This window comes from Nostoc sp. C117, assembly GCF_043099735.1.
In the GTDB taxonomy this organism is placed as follows: domain Bacteria; phylum Cyanobacteriota; class Cyanobacteriia; order Cyanobacteriales; family Nostocaceae; genus Nostoc.
On sequence record NZ_CP170991.1, the window covers coordinates 3,463,745 to 3,485,133 of the forward strand.

At 41.8% G+C, this 21,389-nt stretch carries 15 protein-coding genes; 6 read left to right on the forward strand and 9 right to left on the reverse strand.

Going from position 1 to position 21,389, the window contains the following annotated elements:
• Nucleotides 1–180: 180 nt before the first annotated feature.
• The 3 genes from ACFG4S_RS15075 (at nt 181) to ACFG4S_RS15085 (ending at nt 3,399) form a co-directional block, all read left to right on the forward strand.
• Complete coding sequence (locus ACFG4S_RS15075; RefSeq protein ID WP_392535555.1) at nt 181–384, forward strand: hypothetical protein; 204 nt, start codon at nt 181–183, stop codon at nt 382–384.
• Between the two features lie 160 nt (nt 385–544).
• The gene (locus ACFG4S_RS15080; protein ID WP_392535556.1) at nt 545–1,417 is read left to right on the forward strand and encodes an S-methyl-5'-thioadenosine phosphorylase; all 873 of its coding nucleotides are present in this window, start codon (nt 545–547) and stop codon (nt 1,415–1,417) included.
• A gap of 434 nt (nt 1,418–1,851) precedes the next feature.
• On the forward strand, nt 1,852–3,399 hold the full coding sequence (locus ACFG4S_RS15085) for an FAD-binding oxidoreductase (protein WP_392535557.1): 1,548 nt from the start codon (nt 1,852–1,854) through the stop codon (nt 3,397–3,399).
• A 239-nt stretch (nt 3,400–3,638) separates the two neighbouring features.
• On the opposite strand, the gene ACFG4S_RS15090 is transcribed toward ACFG4S_RS15085, so the two are convergent.
• Nucleotides 3,639–9,560: an AAA family ATPase gene (locus ACFG4S_RS15090; RefSeq protein WP_392535558.1), complete on the reverse strand. Its 5,922-nt coding sequence runs from the start codon at nt 9,558–9,560 to the stop codon at nt 3,639–3,641.
• Between the two features lie 561 nt (nt 9,561–10,121).
• On the opposite strand from ACFG4S_RS15090, the gene ACFG4S_RS15095 reads away from it, so the two are divergent.
• Both ACFG4S_RS15095 and ACFG4S_RS15100 read left to right on the forward strand, forming a co-directional pair.
• Nucleotides 10,122–11,051, forward strand: a complete 930-nt coding sequence (locus ACFG4S_RS15095; RefSeq protein WP_392535559.1) for an SMP-30/gluconolactonase/LRE family protein — start codon at nt 10,122–10,124, stop codon at nt 11,049–11,051.
• Nucleotides 11,048–11,590, forward strand: coding sequence for a DoxX family protein (locus tag ACFG4S_RS15100; RefSeq protein ID WP_392535560.1), 543 nt, complete (start codon nt 11,048–11,050; stop codon nt 11,588–11,590). Before ACFG4S_RS15095 ends, ACFG4S_RS15100 begins: the two co-directional genes overlap by 4 nt.
• 132 nt (nt 11,591–11,722) lie before the next feature.
• On the opposite strand, the gene ACFG4S_RS15105 is transcribed toward ACFG4S_RS15100, so the two are convergent.
• From ACFG4S_RS15105 to ACFG4S_RS15140, 8 genes are all read right to left on the reverse strand, one after another.
• Nucleotides 11,723–12,685 (reverse strand): VOC family protein, encoded by a 963-nt coding sequence (locus ACFG4S_RS15105; protein WP_392535561.1) that lies wholly within the window; start codon nt 12,683–12,685, stop codon nt 11,723–11,725.
• Nucleotides 12,686–12,769: 84 nt separating this feature from the next.
• On the reverse strand, nt 12,770–14,137 hold the full coding sequence (locus ACFG4S_RS15110; RefSeq protein WP_392535562.1) for an NAD(P)/FAD-dependent oxidoreductase: 1,368 nt from the start codon (nt 14,135–14,137) through the stop codon (nt 12,770–12,772).
• 44 nt (nt 14,138–14,181) lie between these two features.
• Entirely contained in the window at nt 14,182–14,427 is a 246-nt protein-coding gene (locus tag ACFG4S_RS15115) for a hypothetical protein (RefSeq protein WP_392535563.1), read from the reverse strand.
• 38 nt (nt 14,428–14,465) lie between these two features.
• Nucleotides 14,466–15,128, reverse strand: coding sequence for a heme-copper oxidase subunit III (locus ACFG4S_RS15120; protein ID WP_392535564.1), 663 nt, complete (start codon nt 15,126–15,128; stop codon nt 14,466–14,468).
• Nucleotides 15,129–15,397: 269 nt separating this feature from the next.
• Entirely contained in the window at nt 15,398–17,074 is a 1,677-nt protein-coding gene (locus ACFG4S_RS15125; protein WP_392535565.1) for a cbb3-type cytochrome c oxidase subunit I, read from the reverse strand.
• On the reverse strand, nt 17,064–17,984 hold the full coding sequence (locus ACFG4S_RS15130; protein ID WP_392535566.1) for a cytochrome c oxidase subunit II: 921 nt from the start codon (nt 17,982–17,984) through the stop codon (nt 17,064–17,066). Before ACFG4S_RS15130 ends, ACFG4S_RS15125 begins: the two co-directional genes overlap by 11 nt.
• Before the next feature lie 168 nt (nt 17,985–18,152).
• A complete protein-coding gene (locus ACFG4S_RS15135) occupies nt 18,153–18,734 on the reverse strand; it encodes a DUF2231 domain-containing protein (protein ID WP_392535567.1) in 582 nt (193 codons plus the stop codon).
• Nucleotides 18,731–19,225: a DUF2231 domain-containing protein gene (locus tag ACFG4S_RS15140; protein WP_392535568.1), complete on the reverse strand. Its 495-nt coding sequence runs from the start codon at nt 19,223–19,225 to the stop codon at nt 18,731–18,733. The genes ACFG4S_RS15135 and ACFG4S_RS15140 overlap by 4 nt, the downstream gene beginning before the upstream one ends.
• 1,200 nt (nt 19,226–20,425) lie before the next feature.
• Between ACFG4S_RS15140 and ACFG4S_RS15145 the strand changes: the two genes are divergently transcribed.
• Nucleotides 20,426–21,364: a cation diffusion facilitator family transporter gene (locus tag ACFG4S_RS15145; RefSeq protein ID WP_392535569.1), complete on the forward strand. Its 939-nt coding sequence runs from the start codon at nt 20,426–20,428 to the stop codon at nt 21,362–21,364.
• Nucleotides 21,365–21,389: the final 25 nt, after the last annotated feature.

The window sequence follows — 21,389 nt, forward strand, 5'->3', positions numbered from 1 at the left end:
TGAATATTTACGCTTTTTATGGTAGAGCTATTTAGTTTACAAAGAGCAATGTCTCCGACGGACTATTCGGCGTCGCTTTTCTTCCCCAACTCTGCATAAAATTAAGTCCCAAGATAGTGTGTACCTCACTATAGAAGAACTTAAGCTGGGCTTATAAGTTTAAGTTTTAGAGCAATAGTTATGAATAACGAAACAGTTCCTAATCCAGCTGAAAAGACGAATCGCAAAAGCGATGCCTCACAATTAAGTCCAGAGGTACTTGACAAAATTAAACACCCTCCCAACATAGATGATGTTATTCGGGAGCAATCACCACAAGAACATAGAGGTAACCCCGCCTTAGTACCCGAAATGATCGATGAACCAAGCGATGAAATGATCTGATTCACCAAAACAGAGATTCCCTGCTGCACCTAAAAACTCTGCGTTCCTCTGCGTTTAAAAATATGACTTTTTAAATGCAGAGGGACGCAAAATTTTGCCAATGCTACTCACGATTTAGGTAAAATAACTTGGCACAACAGCAAGGGAAAGGTTCGGTATCATGGCTCAAGCTAAAATTGGCATCATTGGTGGGAGTGGCCTGTATAAAATGGATGCACTCAAAGATGTAGAAGAAGTGCAAATTCAGACTCCCTTTGGTTCACCATCTGATGCTTTGATTCTAGGGACATTAGATGGTACACGAGTAGCTTTTTTGGCGCGTCATGGCCGCAATCACACACTTTTACCTTCCGAGTTACCGTTTCGCGCCAATATCTATGCGATGAAGCAATTAGGTGTAGAGTATTTAATTTCTGCAAGTGCTGTTGGTTCCTTGAAAGCAGAGGCGAAACCATTAGATATGGTGGTGCCAGATCAGTTTATTGACAGAACAAAAAATCGGATTTCAACGTTTTTCGGTGAAGGAATTGTTGCTCACATTGCCTTTGCCGATCCGATTTGTCAGAATTTGGCTGGTGTATTGGCAGATGCGATCGCTTCTCTCAATTTACCAGAAGTTACTCTCCATCGCAGCGGTACTTATGTCTGCATGGAAGGGCCAGCTTTTTCCACTAAGGCAGAATCCAATCTTTATCGCAGTTGGGATGCCACAATTATTGGCATGACTAATTTACCAGAGGCAAAGTTGGCCAGGGAAGCGGAAATTGCCTATGCAACTTTAGCACTGGTGACAGATTACGATTGTTGGCATCCAGATCATGACAGTGTGACGGTGGAGATGGTGATTGGTAATTTGCTGCGGAATGCGGTGAATGCTCAAAAGGTGATTCAAGAAACTGTGCGCCGCTTGAGTGAAAATCCGCCATCGAGTGAGGCGCATTCGGCTTTAAAGTATGCAATTTTGACTCAATTGGATAAAGCACCAGCGGCGACGAAGGAAAAGTTAGGGTTATTGTTGCAGAAGTATTTATAGTTTTGCTAGTTATCTCAACGATGGGCTAGGTCTATGCACCATTATTTCAAATCATAGAGGCGATGTGTAACGACGAGCTGCTAGAACACCAATTCAGTAATCCTGGAAGAACCTCTTCCCCAACGCTCGTAGGCAAGGGGGCTGGGGTTTTTGATTACTCAATCGATGCTCTAGTAGTCTGCCAAGGGAATTTTGCGTGGTGGCAAGCAGAGGGGCAGAGGTGCAGAGGGGAAAGAACTTGTACAAATCTCTCCTCTGCTCCCCTGCTCCCCTGCACAAGCGTCCCCGGCCTAACTGCTGTGCCAATATCATCACAAAATGCTTATCCTCCTCATTCACATTGGTTATTGTGCAAATAATCGCCCACCCAAGCACATATATCTAATTTCTTCATTCTCAGGTAGCTTGGGAATGTAGAGTTCAGTTTTTCCAAAATGTCTTTAACTCAAGAGATTCTTTCCCAACTACCAGGCGATGTTTTAAGAGGATTGGGTCAAAGCGATCGCCTTTTAACATCACTGAGAGAAAACACCGCACCTATACCAACGCTAGTTACAGAAAGTCAGCAACCCCTAAAGGTTGCTGACTGGGATGTGCTTATCTGCGGTGGTACCTTGGGGATTTTAATTGGTTGCGCTTTGGCGGTGAAGGGATTGCGGGTGGCGTTGATGGAACGGGGAATTCTCCGGGGGAGAGAACAAGAGTGGAATATTTCTCGTAAAGAATTGGATGTTTTTGTGGAATTGAACTTGTTGACAGAGGAAGAATTAGAAAGTGCGATCGCCACTCAATATAACCCAGCACGAGTAGGCTTTCACAAAGGTACAGAAGTTTGGGTAGAGGATGTTTTGAATATCGGCGTAGATCCGGTTTATTTGCTGGCTAGATTAAAAACTCGATTTCTTGCTGCTGGTGGAAAGTTGTTAGAAAACACACCTTTTACTGAAGCAGTGGTTCATCCTGATGGGGTGATGGTAAATAACCAATTCAAAACTAGGTTGTTAATCGACGCAATGGGACATTTTTCTCCCATCACTCAACAAGCACGTCAAGGAAAAAAACCAGACGCCCTTTGCTTAGTGGTAGGAACTTGCGCCCAAGGTTTTCCGGAAAATACTTCAGGCGATTTGTTGTTATCATTTACATCTTTGCAGAATCAATGCCAGTACTTTTGGGAAGCGTTTCCAGCTAGAGACGGTAGAACCACTTACTTATTCACTTATATGGATGCAGACCCTCAACGATTAAGTTTGGAAGCCTTCTTTGAGGAATATCTGCGTCTTTTACCAGAATATCAGGATGTGGAATTAACTCAGCTGAAATTTCAACGAGCGCTGTTTGGTTTCTTTCCCACCTATCGCCAAAGTCCCCTGAAAACTCCTTGGAATCGCATTCTACCAGTGGGAGATAGTAGCGGTAGTCAATCTCCCTTGAGTTTTGGTGGTTTTGGGGCGATGGTGCGTCACCTGAAGCGTTTAACATTTGGCATTTACGAGGCGCTATCAAGCGAACAATTATCTGCAAAGGCGCTGTCATTGCTGCAACCATATCAGCCAAGTTTGACTGTTACCTGGTTATTTCAACGGGCGATGAGTGTTGGTGTAAATCAGAAAATTTCCCCAGATCAAATTAACCAACTACTCTCAGCGGTATTTGAGGAAATGCAAAAGCTGGGTACACCAGTTCTAAAACCATTTTTACAAGATGTAGTTAAGTTTTCGGCACTGACACAAACACTATTAAAAACTGGATTATCTCATCCCGGAATAGTAATTAAAATAATTCCGCAAGTAGGTTTAGGAAGTTTATTAGATTGGATACTGCATTATGGTAATTTAGGTGTTTATACTGCCTTATTTGGCCTAAGTCCAATGTTAGAAACATGGATAAAGAATCAATCAACAGAACAACAATATTATTGGCATTGTTTGATTGATGCTTGGATGTATGGTTCTGGCAGTGATTATTCAGATGAAATTTAAACAAGGTCCATTACTGCCTATTTATTAGTATATTGGACGTATCTTTCATCCTGTTTACCTGATTCTTTGGACTGGGGGCAAGCTGCTTTTCTTGCACTATCTACTTTTTTACCTCATTTAGTCTTGTCTTGATTGCTACTAGATATTGAACGGCTTCGACCCTTAGCACTTAGTCATGGAATTAACATTACTATTTCCAGGTGCAAGATATGAGTTTCAGACATTTTAAAGGGGGTGGCTTATTTCCGCCGTGCTGTACTAGTTTGAACCAGAATCGGTAAGGTAATGACAAATTCAGTTCCCTTGCCGAGTGTAGAATTCACAAGGAGCGAACCGTTGTGTTTTTCCACTATAATTTGCTGGGCGATCGCTAACCCCAAACCAGTTCCTTTCCCCACAGCTTTTGTAGTAAATAAATGCTCAAATATTTTTGATTTAACTTCTTCACTGATCCCCTTCCCATTATCCATAATGGCAATTTTAACTAGATTAGTTTCTACTGAGGTTGTAATAGTAATGCAGTTAGGATTGGCTTTAATTTCCTCACAACTCCGACCTGTATTTGATTCATCTAATGCATCAACGGCATTCGCCAGGATGTTCATAAATACCTGATTTAATTGACCAGGAAAACATTCTACTTGAGGTAGGTTACCGTAGTTGGCGACAACTTCAATCTCCGGACGTTGTTCATTAGCTTTCAGACGATGTTTGAGAATGAGAATTGTACTGTCAATGCCTTCGTGGATGTTAAATAGCACTTTGTGATCTTTGTCGGCACGGGAGAAAGTTCGTAAACTAGTGCTGATATTTTTCAGGCGCTCGCACGCGATAGTCATGGAATTAATCATCTTGGGCAAGTCTTCTAAGCTATAATTCAAGTCGATTTCTTCAGCATGATTAAGAATTTCATCACTTGCATTGGGCAAGCTTAATTGATAGAGTTTTAAATGTTCAACAATATCAGCAAAAGTCGGTTTAGCTTGTTTGAGGCTGGCAGCAATAAAACCGAGGGGATTATTCATTTCGTGAGCCACACCAGCAACTAAGTTGCCCAGTGCTGACATTTTTTCACTTTGCACAATTTGTAATTGCGCTTGTTGTAAATCTTGTAATGCTTGTTGTAAATCAAGTGATTTTTGTTGCAAGGCAAGTTCAGCTTTTTTGCGATCGCTAATATCAATCACTACCCCATCCCATAGGATTGCGCCATCGGCAAGTCGCTCTGGCCGAGCAGCAGATTGAATCCATTTGACATTTCCTGAAGGGAGAATAATGCGCCATTCTTGCTCAAATGGGGTGAGATTTTGAGCAGAGTAGGCGATCGCTTGGGCAATAGCCGATTGATCGTCAGGATGATTCATGTTGTAAAGGCTATGCGTCCCTGCCATTACCTGCTCTGGCGCTAACTCATATAATTCCAAACAGCCAGAGCTAACATAGGGTGTTGAAGTTGAACCGTCGGGCGCCAGACGGAATTGGTACACCATACCAGGAATATTATTCGCCAAATTTTGGAAGCGGGTTTCACTAGCTTGCAATTTTGTTAGAGATTGGGTTAACTGTTGAGCATAGTTCTGGGAATTTTGATAAAGTCGGGCGTTCTCCAGGGAAATTGCAGCTTGAGCGCAAAGCAAGCTGAGTAATTCAACGCGATCGCTTGTAAAGGCTCCGGTTGCCAAATTATTTTCTAAGTATAATATCCCCAGCAATTTACCCTGATACAAAATTGGGCTACACAAGATACTCTTGGGCTGCTGTTGCTGAATATACGGGTCATTGATTAATTGCGGATGCACTGTGGCATCAGTAATTACTGCTGCTTGTAAGTTGCGTTTGACGTTATTAATTAAGCCAACTGGCACATCTACACAGTCTTCAACAGGTTGCGGGTTGAGCAACATCGGGTAAAAATTGACGTTGGGAGCCTGATTCTGTACACCGTCTAAGGAAAGCTGTGCTAACGCCTGAACTAGTAACCTATCTGACTGCAAAAGTATGAATACACATTTATCGGCTCCAGCATTTTCAATGACTATATGAAGCAAAGCTGAAAGCAGTTTTTCGAGTTCGATTTCCCCAGAAAGGGTTTGAGAAGCTTTGAGAATGGCTGCTAAATCTAAAGCCACAGATACACTGCTACTACTGGAAGTGGCGGAACTTGTGGAGGTGAAACTTTCCAATGTAAAGATAGTTTCGTTAGTTGAGAGGGGAGAACGGGTTTGCTGGAGGATGGGGATGAGGAGTTGGGGATAGCACCGTTCTAAATCGGCGACTTTGGCTTTAGCGCCCCAACGAGCATAGCCGTAGTAGGCTTGGGTCATGTATTCCCCAGCTATGCGCTGTTTACCCCAATCAAGGTAAAATTTAGCAGCTAGTTCGTTGGATAATCCTTCTTCTTGGATGTAATCGTTTTCTTTGGCAAGAGCAATGGCGCGATCGTACAAATCTATTGCCACAGCTTTATTTCCTTGTACTCGCTGTCGTTCCGCCTCGACTAGATAAAACTTGTGCAAGAAATTCATCGGCGCACAATCTGCCCAGTTCTTCATCTTTTCTTGGTTGTTTGTGACTCGATTTAAAATATGTGCTTGTTGTGAATCTGGCACAGATGGGTAGAGTGCTAAGTGCACCAAAGAATCATAGAAGTAAGATACTGGTACGACGAGAAGACCTGGCACTCCATCTAAATACTGTTCTGCTTGCAGAGCATTTTCCCGTGCTTGTGAATAGTCTCCAAACAAGTAGCAAAGAATCAATTTATTGAAATAAAAGTGATGTAGCCCTGTTCTATCATTAGTATCCTTCTGCCGTGGTAAAGCTGTTTCTTCGTTGTAGACTTCACCCTGTAAAATCCAAGGATGTTCTGAGGCATTCAGTAAATTCAAGACTGATTGTTGAAAGATTTGATGATAGCTTAAAGCATTTTCTTGCTTGAGTTGAACTAGGAGATCACTGATGATTGCCATTTCTTGGGCAACTGTTTTTAATTCCTGTCCCATTAAATATGTGTGCTGGTATTTATGTATGGCAGCATGGGAAGCAAATACAAAATTGCCGCCTTTAAGTCCGCTGTGGTAAGCATCCCAAAGAATTGGCAATGTTTCTCTGACATGAACTTTGGCATGAGCTATACAAACTCCCATGACAAAAAATGCCGAGCATTTGATATCCGGAGCATTAAAATTTTCTGCTAAATTTAAAGCTAATTTACCAAATTTATAAGCGGATTCAATATTTTGAAATATTGCATTGAGAAAGATACCGTAAGAAGCATAACCATAACTTGAACAAGGTGAATTACCATATTTAATTGATAAGTTCACCAGTTCACATATCACCAATGGAAATAGTATCGGTGCAGCTTGATAGGTAGCAGGACCAATACTAGTTAACATCATGGCAGCGGCTAGATGTTCGATATCTGTCATCAATGGTAGATTAATCAGCTCTTCGATATTCTTCCCATCCAAATTGCTGGCGATTTGAGTGAGTGCTTGCTGAATATCTGAGGGTTCGGGTGACTCTGGTATGCTTATCCCCAAAAGTTTCAAGGCTTCTAACCCAACTTTGACTGCTTCTAGCTTTTTGAGTTGTGCCATATCAGCTTGGATTTTAACTGCATAGATTTCTACCTTGTCAACAGCAGTTTTTGCTTGTTGTAGGACAATATCTACCCATTGCTCCATCTGCTGAAAATCGCCGTTGAGATATGCAGTTTCTGCTACTAATTTATACAGTGCGAGGGTGAGGTCGTAGTGGGTTTGCCAGCAAGACTGCCCTTGGCTCGGGTTTAGCAAGGCGATGCCTGTAGTGGCATATTCCCATGCTGCTGCATAAGCTGTTGCAGTTTTGGCTTTTTCTCCAGCATTCAAATTGAGTCGAGCCAGTTCTATTTGCGCTTCTGGTTCAATAATCAGAGATTTCCCGATATTGAGTTGATTGACAATCTCAAACAGGCTTTCATTCTGTTCTGTGACTGGCTGATGATTCAGCAGCAGTTGCCCAATTTTTAGGTGAGTTGCCTGTTTTTGCGCTTCTGGAATTAGGGAATAGGCAGCTTGTTGGACGCGATCGTGTAAAAATTTATATGCAACAATCTCTGAATTTTCTTGGGTAACTGGTTGATGTTCTTCCCCAACACAAAACTTATAAACTTCACTTTGGGGTAAAATCAAACCCTCCTGCAAGGCTTTCCATAAACTTGTACCCGCTTCGATTTGGGATTGTTGAGAAACGATCGCCAATGTCGCCAAATTAAACTGATTGCCGATACAGGCTGCCAGTTTTAAAATATTTTGAGTCCTGGGTGGCAATTTCTGAAGCTGTTGGGCCATAAATTCCACCACATCATCAGTGAGAGCCAGCGATCGCACTTGCGTGACATCACATTGCCAAAAACCTGCCTCCCAATCAAAGCTAATCAGCCCATCCTCGTGTAGAGCTTTCAAAAACTGAGTTGTAAAAAAGGGATTGCCTTTGGCTTTTTGATAAACCAATTCTGTCAACGGCAGTGCTTGTTCGCTTGCACAACTGAGTGAGTCGGCAATCAAATAGTTCACATCTGCTTGAGTTAAGGGAGTTAGGGTCAGAGTGTTGATGCAGGAGGATGCCTTTTTAATTTCATTTAGCGTTAACATTAGTGGATGAGCTGCAAACAGCTCGTTATCGCGGTACGCACCAATAATGAAGAGATAACCGCAATCGCTCTCGCTCATCAACAGCTTCAGCAAATCAAGCGATGCCGAATCTGCCCACTGCAAATCATCAAGAAACATCACCAATGGATGCTCTCTTGTGGTGAAGACTTGAATGAATTTTTGGAACAGCAGATTGAAGCGGTTCTGTGCTGCACTACCCGATAGTTCTGCGATCGCAGCCTGTTTGCCGATTACCTGCTCCAGTTCCGGAATCACCTCAATCAAGACTTGCCCGTTCTCGCCAACTGCCGCTAAAATCTTACTCTGCCATTGCTCTAGTTGGGTATCGCTTTCATTGAGCAATTGTCTTATGAGGTCACGAAAGGCTTGGACAAAAGCAGACAGAGGAATATTGCGCTTGAACTGGTCGTACTTGCCCTTGATGAAATAGCCATTGCACCGCACAATCGGCTTATGGACTTCATTAACAACTGCGGTTTTACCGATGCCAGAGAAACCTGCCACCAACATCAGTTGAGAACCACCATTGGCAACATGACCAAATGCCTCTAGTAAGGTCTGTACTTCCGATTCCCGTCCGTAGAGTTTTTCTCTGATGAGAAAGCGATCGCTAATATCTCGCTGTCCCAACTCAAACCAGGTATGTTTGCCTGTTTCTCGCCACTGTTCTAAACAGGTCACTAGGTCATGTTTAAGTCCCAACGCACTCTGATAGCGGTCTTCAGCGTTCTTTGCCATCAGTTTGCGGATAATCTCTCCTAGCATCAAGGGCAAATCCGGGTTGAAATCGCAGACTAAGGGTGGAAGTTTGGCAATGTGGCAATGCACCAACTCCATCGGTTCATAAGACTCAAAGGGCAATTGTCCACTCAGTAGTTCAAAGAAAGTCACACCTAATGAATAGAAGTCGCTGCGGTAGTCAATGCCTCTGTTCATCCGCCCGGTTTGCTCTGGCGACAGATACGCTAGCGTTCCCTCCAGTCCGTTGAGACTTTGGAGCTCCTGAGTTTCTCGTGGTAAGAGCGAGGCAATACTGAAGTCAATCAGCTTGATTTGTCTGCTGTCAGGGTGAATCAGAATGTTGGCTGGTTTAATGTCTTTATGAATGACCCGATGATGATGTAACTGGTGTAAGCTGTCTAGCAGTTGCAAAGCTATGGGTTGAAATTGCTCTAGTGTTAGTGTTTTTCCTTGAGTAAATTGCCGCAAGGAAATGCCACCAAAGTCTTCCATGACTAGGGCATAGCCATTGTAATAAGCTTCCAGGCTGTACGGTTTGATAATGCCGGGAATATCTAGGTTTTTGGCGATGGTATATTGGTTGCGAAACTGTACTAGTTCGCTGAAGGTAGGGTATTCTCGTTTTAAGAGCTTGATGACAACTGGTAGGCGATCGCATTCTCGTACTGCTCGGTATACTTGGGTACGCGAACCTGAATAAAGTTGCTCTATAACTTGGTAGCCAGCAAACCTGACATCCCCATCAACTTTTGCGCTCATAAATTTTTACGAAAAGTACTAAAGTTAGAATTCCCAGCACATAATCTTGTCTAACAAACACCTCAATTTGGGGTTGAGCTGGGATATCTGGTGCGATTCGTTCTGGAGAAACCCATTTTCTGGGGCGATTCCAGGCTTTAGTAGAGTAACCCGAATTTCTTACTCATAGGGTGGGGGGTGTGGGGAGGGTGGGAGGTGTGGCAATACGGTTCGGATAAGCATTTTTCACAATCGAGTGTGGTCTGGGGAAAGGGTAAGGGGTAAAGGGGAAAGGATGTATTCAAAACATGAGTCCCTTTACCCCCCTTACCCTTTAACCGAAACGTATTGCTCTATAACTGGTATGAGTAAGTTTGAATAACACCAATCTAAAATTTTAGAGTCTATCCAATGGCAGAATTTTTATTTGTGCCTAAAGAAAGGCTAAGATTTCATTTCAATTTCATTTATGTTTATATATGATGTAAATCATACATATTTGATATTTATAAAAACTAAATTTGTATTAACTTGAACCTGCCATTTATCGCCAGTAACCAAGTTAAATAACAGGAGATTACTATGGCTGAAGCCATTGAGATTGATGACGATCGCCTCCTTGCTATTGTATGCCCTGATGCTTCACTTCAGCAGCTAGCCAACGGTGCCGTTCATAGTGAGGGGCCTGTTTACTTCCACGAAGATGATAGCGTTGTCTGGAGTGACGCTCACGGCAACCGCCTGTTACGCTGGAGTTCTACCGATGGTGTAAGTGTCTTGCGATCGCCATCTGATTTTCAAAGCGGCAATTACCGCGATTTAGAAGGTCGTTTGGTTGCGTGTTCCTCCGGTCTGCGTGCTATTATCCGACGCGAACATGATGGTGAATGGAACGTTTTAGTTGATCGCTACCAAGGCAAACGTCTGAACAGTCCAAATGACTTGGTAGTCAAAAGTGACGGCACGATTTGGTTCACCGATCCGCCTTATGGGATTACCGAACCAAATCAAGGTTACGGCGGCGAACAGGAACAACCCGGAAGTTACGTCTATCGCTTTGACCCAGCAACAGGTGAGATTTATCCTGTAGTAACAGACATGGTGCGCCCGAATGGATTGGCTTTCAGTCCAGACGAAAGCATGCTGTATGTTTCAGATACAGCTGCGTTTAATATTCCTGGGGGGCCTCATCATATTCGCATTTATGAGGTTGTGGGCGATGGCTATGTAAAAAATGGGCGTGTATTTGCAGTCATTGAGCCAGGACAACCGGATGGACTGCGGGTTGACGAACATGGCAATGTTTTTACTAGTTCTGAAGATAGCGTGCAGATATACGCCTCCGACGGAACTCGCTTGGGAAAGATTTTTGTACCGGAGACATCTGCTAATCTGACTTTCGGCGGTAAAAAAGGAAATTCCCTTTCAGGGACACTTCGCGATCGCTTATTTATCACAGCCGGTCATTCGTTATATGTTATCGACCTTAATACTTGTGGTGTACAGCAATGATTTATCAATTTGGGTTGGGTGTAGCGATCGCTTTTTTCCTAGCTGCATTTAATTTCCCGCAGCTAAGTCCACAGTTGTTAAGTTCACTTTCTCCTGTGTATCCTGACGGATTTCCGGGATTAGCACTTTTACTACTAAGAGTTAGCCTTGGTTGGTTGTTTATATTACACGGATATCCCAAAATAACCCATCTTCAACAGTGGGCTGAGTCTCTAAAAACGCCTGTCTTTCTTTGCTTTTTATCAGCTGCATCGATGTTAGGTGGCGGAATTTTTCTGATTATTGGATTCCTCACATTTTTATCAACTTTGCCCATTCTCTGCTCAATGATTTTTGCAATATATTTGCATATCACTGGAAGTAAGCCTTTTGTAGCCCAAGATCCATACTTAATTCCTCAAGAACAGTATCAAGGTGCTTTAGGACAAGGTGAACCGCCAAGTTGGGAAAAGGCTTTTATGTATTGTGTTATGCTAATTGCGATCGCAGTTTTAGGACCTGGTGCTTATTCGCTCGATGCTACGATTTTTGGACGGTGAATCATCATATTTATGATTCAGTTATTAACAACGCCACATCATAAAATTTAAACTTCTGATCTACAGTAATTATCGTTAGACCTTCTACCAAAGCCTGAGCAATAGCCAATCAACGACCCACCGTTTCCCACATCAAGATTCCGCAATTAGCAAGATTGCGTGTCCATCAGGATCTTTAACTAAACAACGTTTGCGATAAGGACTTACACTATTTGTAAACTGCACAATCCGCGACGATACAAACTGAACGCCGTTATGCCGTAGCTTATCTACTAACTGCTCAAGATTATTTACAACAAGCTCAATTTGGATATGTGCAATATCGCAACTTTTCCAGTCACTCGGCATTGAGCGGCCTTTTCCCGGCACAATATAGTCTAACAGTTCAATTCCCATACCATCTTCAACAGGTCGCAACGCTGTAATTTTGACTTCGGCTTCTGGCAAATTATCCAAGCGAGATTGGGTTGGACGCCAGTTGAGACTGCGGCTATCAATTTGCATTCCCAGAAGGTCGCGGTAAAAGTGTAGACTCTGCTCGGTATTGGAAATCGCGATCGCGCTATGGTCAATTCCCAAAAATAAGCGATTGCTGTTTTGATGCCATTTATCTTTTCCTTTATCAGGCGGAAACCAAATTAACTCTAAATCATGACCATCAGGGTCTTTAAACTTGAAGGCGCGGACACCACCAGATGCTTGATTACCAGGTGGTATTGTCTGGGGAGCAACTGAAATTGGTTCAATGGAAAATGAACGCAAGTGAGCATAAGCACGATCCATATCACTCACTACAATCGCCAGATGTTGAAACCACCGGTCATTACTTTGTGAATCGCTGGGGATGGGTTTACCCTGAATATTAAGATACTCCATCAACTCGATAAGTTCGTCACCTAATCGCAAAGTGATAATGCGAATTTTTGCCTTAGTCACACCTTCTAAGTCGCTGTAATCCTGTCCTTCAACAGTAATATCAGAAACGAGTTCAAAAGCAAGTGCTTGTGTGTAGAAATCAACAGAGCGATTACAGTTTGTCACTGTTAAGCCAATAGCTCTAATTCTTTGTACTTGTACATCGGTTTGACTAGACATATTCAACAGCCTCTGTACTTATAATTAACGTTCTGTTAAAGGAGATTATGTCAAGGGAAAAATCTTTTTAGCACTCCCCAATCCTTATTTACTTTTCTCCTCGTCTCCCAACATTTTTAATAATTTTCTGGCAACTAAAAGACCTACAATTCCTGCACCAACTACTTCCACTGTTTGCACAACTTTTTTACTTACATCGTGGGGGTCAAGGTGGTGATGGAAAATCTCTTCATCCACCCATTCGGTTGTTGCTTTAAAGTCATGAATTGGTGTTGGCAATAGCGTTAAATAAGTGCCTTGACGGATTAAATGCCCAGATTCGCCTGCAACTTCAAAAACATTAAAAAGGTTAGCAGCAGCATCATTTAATCCCAATTTTAAGAGAGTTCCGCGTATATTTACCTTTGCTGGCTTGAGGTCTTCTCCTAAAGCGATCGCTTTTAAATTCTGGGCAATATTGGCTCCTTGCTGATAAGCCACTTGAGCCGTAGGCGGTAGCGAATTATCCTGAACTGCTGCACAATCACCACCGACAAACACCTCTGGGAAATCGAGCAATTGCAACGTGGGAGTAACTAAGGGGCGATCGCTACGATCTCGATGTTCTTTAGAAATTGGCAAATCTTTAATCAGTGGATGGGTAGAAGTGCCAGCAGTCCAGATTGTGGTATATGCTGGTAGTGTGTTAACTTGATTATTGCTCTTATATTCAATTGTATTAGGGTGAATAGCAGTGGCTTCTGCTCCCATGAGAATTTCAACTGGTACAGTGCGTTTTTGTAATTCTTTCTCCGCAATTGGGCGTAGTGGATCGTTAATATCGACATCAAGAATTTTCTGACCATGATTGAGAAGAATCACCCGAATTTCAGTAGAATTACCTCCTAAGGCGCTATACCAATGTGGGAGAAAATCAGCTAAGGTTGCTACCATTTCTACACCAGAAGCACCACCACCAACTACGACTACTGTTAATAGTTTTCGCCGTTGTTCTACATCTTCAGTTTGAATGGCTTTTTGCAAACAGTCACGTAAATGTCGTTCAAGAGCGATCGCATCTGCTTGCGTCCAGAAAGGAAAGGCATTTTCTCTAGCACCTTCAACTTGATGATAGCCAGTAACACTGCCCAAGGCTAATACTAAATTGCTGTAATTGTAAGAGTTTCCCGATACTAATTTGACTTCTCGTTGATGCAAGTCTATGGATTGCACTGTATCTTGCACAAAAATGACACCACTACCTTTAAGTAGTTCCGAAAAACGTGGGACTACCTGAAAGGTATCCATCTCGCCATCGAAATATTCATATAGTAGCGGCTTAAAGCAAAAGCGCTCATTTTTATCAATCAAGATAACAGAACGAGGATAATCTTGGTGAGCTAAATGTAAGGCTGTAAATAGCCCTGCAAAACCACCGCCGACAATCACAGTTTGATAAACTGGGCTGTTCATAAAATCCCTCACAAATGTTGTTAAATCAGAGAATGAAAGCTTTACTATAGGAATAAAAACAAAGCTATCAAAATAGCGCTGAGGAACACAGCAAATGCAATAGCATATTCAACTCTCTGACTAAAAAATCCCACAGCAGCAATCAGAGCGATCGCTAGCCCAATAATGCCAGCATATTGCTCTTTTTGTAATCCGCGTGCAATTAGTGGATCTTGACCTGGTGCTGGAGTTTCTTGAATTGTTTTTGGGGCGCGTTCTGAGGCTGGTATTTCTTGTAAGAATAGATTCATCACATTACTCCTTAAAATATTGGGATTTGTGAATTTTTTTATGCTCGCCAAAGGTAGAGAAGTGAGAAAAGAAAGACCCAAACTACATCAACAAAGTGCCAAAACAAAGTTGTTGCACTTGTACCGAAGTGAGTCTTATTATAATTGCCTGGAATAAATGAGCGAATCAGCATAATTATCTGAAGCACAACACCAGCCAGGACGTGTAGACCGTGGAAGCCTGTTAGCAAGTAAAATGTCGAACCAACTAACCCTGTAGTAATCTTGAAATCGAGATTTTTCCACTCAATTAGGAGACCAACTAAGAAGTAACTCCCCATTGCGATCGTTATTAGCCATAGCCAACGAAATTTATTGAGTTGATTACGTTTGAGGGCATTTTCTGCTGGTTGAATGACAAAGCTACTAGAAAGTAATACTACCGTATTAATAACCACAAGTGTAGACAATTGCGGCCCCAAAATACCGGGCGGTAGCCAATTAGTAGTATTCAGTCGCAGAGCTACATAAGTAAAGATAAAACTCAAAAAGATGATGCTTTCTGACAGCAAGAACACGGTAAATCCGAACATTCCTTTACCATGATGATCTTCATGGCTACCGCCACCACTTGGTAGGAAGCGCTGTAACCAATTGGGTAAGCGTCGCCGCCACAAATCAAAACGGATAGGACTTTCATCTATATGAGTGCGACGTTGCATAATTTATAATTCGTAATACTTTGGCTCCCTTCGGCTTGCTTCGACTACGCGGTAGTTGAATCTCGACTTCTCCTAACGGAGACGCTACGCGAACGCTCGATTTCCGCGTAATCGAAACTCATACCAATTCACGAAATTTTTGATACAAATCACTTTCTCTGCTCCTCTGCTTCTTCTGTTTGCCCATGTATATCATTTTTTAAGAAATGGTATCAGTACAAGTCGCTCAGTACAAGTTCGTAATTCGTAATTAAAATTTGTCTAACTCTTTACTCACTGTTGTGAGAATTTTCGATTACTGAGTACTTTGGATTGCCGTAGTCATAAGGAGGTCTGGTTACAGTTGGAATCTCTTCAAAGTTATCTCGCGGGGGTGGTGAAGAGGTTGTCCATTCTAATCCGGTAGCGTGCCAAGGATTGTCAACTGCCCTCGCCCCGTAAAGCCAAGAGCCTACTATGTTAGCAATAAAAGGCAGTGTGGATGCTCCTAGTAAAAATGATGCCAAGCTAGCGATGACGTTCCATCCTTGATATTGCGGATCGTAGGAAGAAACTCGACGTAGCATCCCTTGTAAACCTAATGGGTGCATGGCGAAGAAGGTAATATTGGCAGGAATAAAGGTCAGCCAAAAATGCAATTTGCCCCAACCCTCAGCGTACATTCTGCCAGTGATTTTGGGAAACCAGTAGTAAATTGCCGCGAAGATTGCCATTGTAATCGTGTTAAAAACGATGTAATGGAAGTGTCCCACAACAAAGTAGGTGTTATTAACGTGGATATCAAAGGGCGTGGCAGCAAGCATTACACCCGTAACACCGCCAAAAATAAACATGGCTGCACCTCCCATCGCAAATAGCATTGGTGTCTCTAGATGTAGCTTGCTTCTCCAAATGGTGGCAGTCCAAGCGAAGGCTTTAATACCAGTGGGTATGGCAACTAACATTGAGGTAGCCATAAAGGTCATCCGCATCCAACCAGGGGTGGCACTGGTGAACATGTGATGTGCCCAAACGAAAATGCTGATCGCAGCAATACCCAAGGTGGCGATCGCCACTGATCGATAACCAAATAGGGGATTGCGAGAAAATGCAGGTAAAACCTCAGCAAAAATACCGAAGGCTGGTAGTGCCATGATATAAACTGCTGGGTGGGAGTAAAACCAAAATAGGTGTTGGTAAATGATGGGGTCGCCATTTCCATCTGGTTTAAAGAATTGTGTGCCAAAGGATAGGTCAAACAAAAGCAGGATTAATGCACCCGTTAAGGCAGGTAAATTAATCAGTTGCAATAACTGGGCACTGAGAACCGACCAAACAAACACGGGCATCCGAAAAAATGTCATCCCTGGGGCGCGCATCCAAAAGATGGTTGTCACAAAGTTGACAGCCCCCATGATGGAAGAGATACCGATTAGTACTAAGCTAACTATCCAAATAAATTCACCGTTAATCAGTTCACCACCTGGAATTTGCAGACTAATTGGCGGATAAGACCACCAGCCAGATTGTGCAGTCCCGTTTGGGAGGAAGAAGCTAGACAGTAGTAAAAGACCTGCGGGTGGTAAAATCCAAAACGAGATGGCATTGAGCAAGGGAAAAGACATATCCCGCGCTCCAATCATTAGCGGTACTAAGTAGTTAGAAAGACCTGCATTGAAGGGAATAATCCACAGGAAAATCATGATTGTCCCGTGCATGGTGAACAAACCGTTATAAAGTGGGCGATCGACCAAATTTGATTCTGGGGTGAGTAATTCAGCCCGGATTAGCATCGCCAACAGTCCGCCAATCAGGAAGAAAATGAAGGTCATCACCATGTACTGAATTCCAATCACCTTATGATCGGTGTTGAAACTGAAATATTCCCGCCAAGTATTACCCTCTTTGTTCTGAGAATTTTTCGATTCTCGATCCCCGGTAATATCTTGACTAAAATCATGTGTCATTATTTAGCTTCCTTTTATTGGCAATACCAGGTTGAGCAGGTGTGACGGTGTACCAGCCGCTATTAAACAATGTTTTTGGTGGTTGGATATTTTCGGCAACCGCCTGATTTACTGGAGTTTGTTCGCTATTAGTAGTTTGCGTGAGCCACTGATTATATTTATCGAGGGATTCAACGTATACATCCGTTTCCATTAAGGCAAAGTAAGTACCGCTAAATTGAGAATCTTTCAGCCGATATTTGCCTGGGCGAATGGGTGTTAGCACAAGATCAATGTCGCGCCCTGGAATAATATCCTGCTTTAAGCGAAACTCTGGGACATAGAAACCGTGGATTACATCCTGCGCTTGCAGATTTAAGCGAGTGCTGCGATTGATCGGTAGATGCAGTTGATTGCTAGTAACGTTATTTGGATAACGAAAAGACCAATCCCACTGTTTAACGAAAACATCAATAGTTTCAGATGCAGGTTTGGGGGCATCGCTAACGGTTTCGGCGTAGGCAGGTGCAGATTCTAGAGGTGTATGCAAATGCACGATTTGGTTTAGACCTAAAATATTTAACTGCTGATAAATATTGAAGCTTTGGAAAGCAATCCACACTACTAATAAAGTTGGGGTTGCTGTCCACAATATTTCTAGCCTGGTATCACCTCTAGAGGGGTGTCCCTCAGTGTAGTCTTCTGGAGGAGCGCGATGGAAGGCGATCGCATACACCATAACGCCAATCAGCCCAAGCAAGATAAATGCTCCAATTGAGACTAAGAAGCTAAACAAATCATCTACCCGTTGTGCTTCTGCTGTAGCTTGGGGAGGCATCCAAGAAAACGCCTGTTGCCCAATCCACCGACTGACGACAAGCAACACTGCTACATAAACCGCTATTAATACATATTCAAAAACACTAAACATAAAATTCAATAAATTCTCGTTTAATTATTTGTTGTAAACATTTTTGCCAATGGTATTAAGTAGCTAAGCGCAAATAAATTAAAGTTTGTAGTCGGGACTTTAGTCCTGATGATAATCCTTGTTTTGAGCGATGAATCGCTTACTACGAACTAGGATTTGATTTTATGTTTAATTATGCCTACCTAACTTAGCAGCAGTAACATGAACCCCAAATTCCTCTCCCAATTGCGCCCCCAATGTTCCGTGAACGAATAATATGCCTAGTATTACAATCCCTGCTAACAAGTAATTCCACTGCACCTGTCTGGAAACATCCTTACGCCAGCGATAGCGTTGCAAACCTCTCCATACAGTCATAGCGACAATGATCCCCAACAGCAAAACGCCACCCAAACCATGTAAAAGCATCGTCCAACCAGCACTCAAGCCCCAAGCACTTTTTTGATCGACTGGTGGATTTGCTAACAGTAGCTCAAAAAAACCAGCCGCAACCGTGAAAAATGTGATACCTGCTGCTGCTATGAGGTTGTACCAGCCGACATCAAAAAAGCTGGAACGGATGGCGGCCAATCCCAAAAATTTGAAAATTGGTTTTTCTAAAGAAAACAACACTCCTGCTATATCAAAAAGAATGGCAATGATAAATAAACCGAGGGTTAGATGTACTAACTGCGGATGTATAGGAATCTCATATGGTAATCCGTTAGCGCCCAACCGTAATCTCAACTGTTCGATCAGTTGCGAATTCATGGTGAAACTCCCTGTTTCATGGCTTGAACTACAGGCTCAACGTGCAACCCATACACCCAAAACAGTTTACTCCCTAAATACACTTGCAAAAACACTAGGCAGACTAAAAATGTTGCAGCCCCCAAGTAAGCAGGTGGTACTTTTCGGGGGCTACGGTTGCGAATCACAAAACGCCAAGCTGCGATCGCCGCAACAATCGCCGCCAGTGACCAACCCAAGACGGTATGATAATTCAGTGTTGACTGGGCTGCTTTCTGGGCTTGTGCTAGTCCGGCTTCAAATTGACCAAAGATCACCGCTAAGAAAATTGCGATCGCAGCAACAAACATATTCCAGAAACTCACCTCGAATAAACGCACGTTGCGGGTGAAATAGCCTAAAATATCGCACACGAAAGAAAAAAGCACCATTGCGATTACGAAGTGGACAATAATAGGGTGCAAAGGATCGGGGTATGGTAGATTCTGGCTATTGAGAGGTAAGGCAGACATCGCTTTTTCCTTGGGGTATCAGGTGCTGTGATTACTTAGATATTTTGTAAAAATAGGATTTAGTATTGACTTTTGGGAGATTTTTAATTTTGCAGATGCTGACAAGATTTAGAATTCCTAACAATCAATATCTAAAAGATAGAGCAAAAGCTACTATCTTAGGGATGACTTATCCAAAAATAAATTATGATTTATTATTAGCTACATATCTCCAATTTCCAATTTTATTCAGAAAGGTAGATGGCAAAAGAAATTCATTAAATTTTATCATCAATAATGATACACACCTGAAAATACGCATCTCTACAAGATTAATAAATAACTTGAGTAAATCCTTATACCAATTCTGTTTGAAGATGCACATAAAAAGACCCCCCTGTAGTCCCCCCCAAGGCATCGGGGGGACTACAGGGGGCTTAAATATATGCAGCTTTACAAAAAAAGGGTATTACTTGTCATTAATCAAACTATTGTAGAAATAAATCTATGTCAAAAAATTGAAATTATTATAAAATCTATTTCCTGCTTAAGAAAGACATGCAACTGACTTCATCCTTTAAAAATTTCATCCAATAATGAAATCGCGATGAAATTTTTATAGTTCTTTTGGTAGATATATTTATTATTCCAATGGCTAGAAGCGTTAATTCTTGCAAACCTCTAAAGTAATGCCAGAATCACAAAAATAGTTGTCAAAAATTAAACACATAAGCAAAATGTATAATTGGTATAAAAATTTCAACGTAGGACAGCTTGCTTTAATTTGGATTCAATCATAAGTTTTCAATATCAGCTATCGTCAAACTTTGCAAATGAAAATACATAGTAAAAATTCTGAAAAAGTATTATGAGTTATTGCCCTCATACCAATTTTTTATGAAGCTGCATATAATTCGATCCCCCCTAGCCCCCCTTAAGAAGGGGGGAACCAGAAAAACCTCTATTAAAGTCCCCCTTAAAAAGGGGGATTTAGGGGGATCAAGATATGTGCAACTTCACATTAAATTGGTATTATCTGCATTAAAGGTTAAAAAGCACTTGTGACAGGTGGTATTTCTAGGATTGGTGAAGCGATCGCTTTATGCAACGCAGCACCTTCCACCCTATGAGTGAGAAATTCGGGTTAATAATTGCACTCAATGGGAAGTTACCCATCTAAATGGTGAATTAGAAATTTCTACATAATTATTATTTACTCTTATGGCAACTGATTCATCTAAAAAAACAATCTTTGCGGCGATGGGGGCTAACTTAGCGATCGCTATTACTAAATTTATCGCTGCCTCTATTACTGGCAGTTCGGCTATGATATCTGAAGGTATTCATTCAGTTGTGGATACTGGCGACCAACTAGTACTTTTGCTAGGAATTAGCAGAAGCCAAAAACCAGCAAACGATAGCCATCCTTTTGGCTATGGTCAAGAACTTTATTTCTGGACTTTTATTGTTGCCATTCTCATCTTTGCTATTGGTGGTGGAATGTCAATTTATGAGGGAATTACTCATTTAATTAGTCCTAGTCCTTTAGAAGACCCAATGTGGAATTATATTGTGTTAGGTGTGGCAATATTATTAGAAGGTTATTCTTGGACTGTAGCTTTAAAAGAATTTTTGCCGATGAAGGGCAAACAAAATTTTTGGCAAGCTATCAAAAATAGTAAAGATCCCACAGTAATTACAATATTATTTGAGGATACTGCTGCAATTTTAGGTTTATTCGTTGCCTTAATAGGAATATTCTTAGGACATTTATTTAATAATGTTTATTGTGACGGTATCGCCTCAATTATTATTGGCATTATCTTAGCTGTTGTAGCAGTGGTGCTAGCAAGAGAAAGTAAAGGATTATTAGTTGGTGAGAGTGCTGATCCTCAAACTATCGCTAACATCCGTTCTTTATCAAAAACAGAACCAGGAGTGAAAGAAGTTATCCGGGTGCTTACAATGCAACTTGCTCCCAAAGAAGTATTACTCAACTTAGAACTTCAATTTTCTCACAATCTTACAGGTGAAGAAATAGCATTAACTGTAGAAAGTTTAGAAGCAAAAATTAGCCAAAAACATCCTGAAATAAAACAAATTTTTATTGAAGCTAAATCCTTAACTGCGTCTCGCAAATATTCTCAAAGTTCTCAATAATTTTTTAATCAAATAAATATCAACT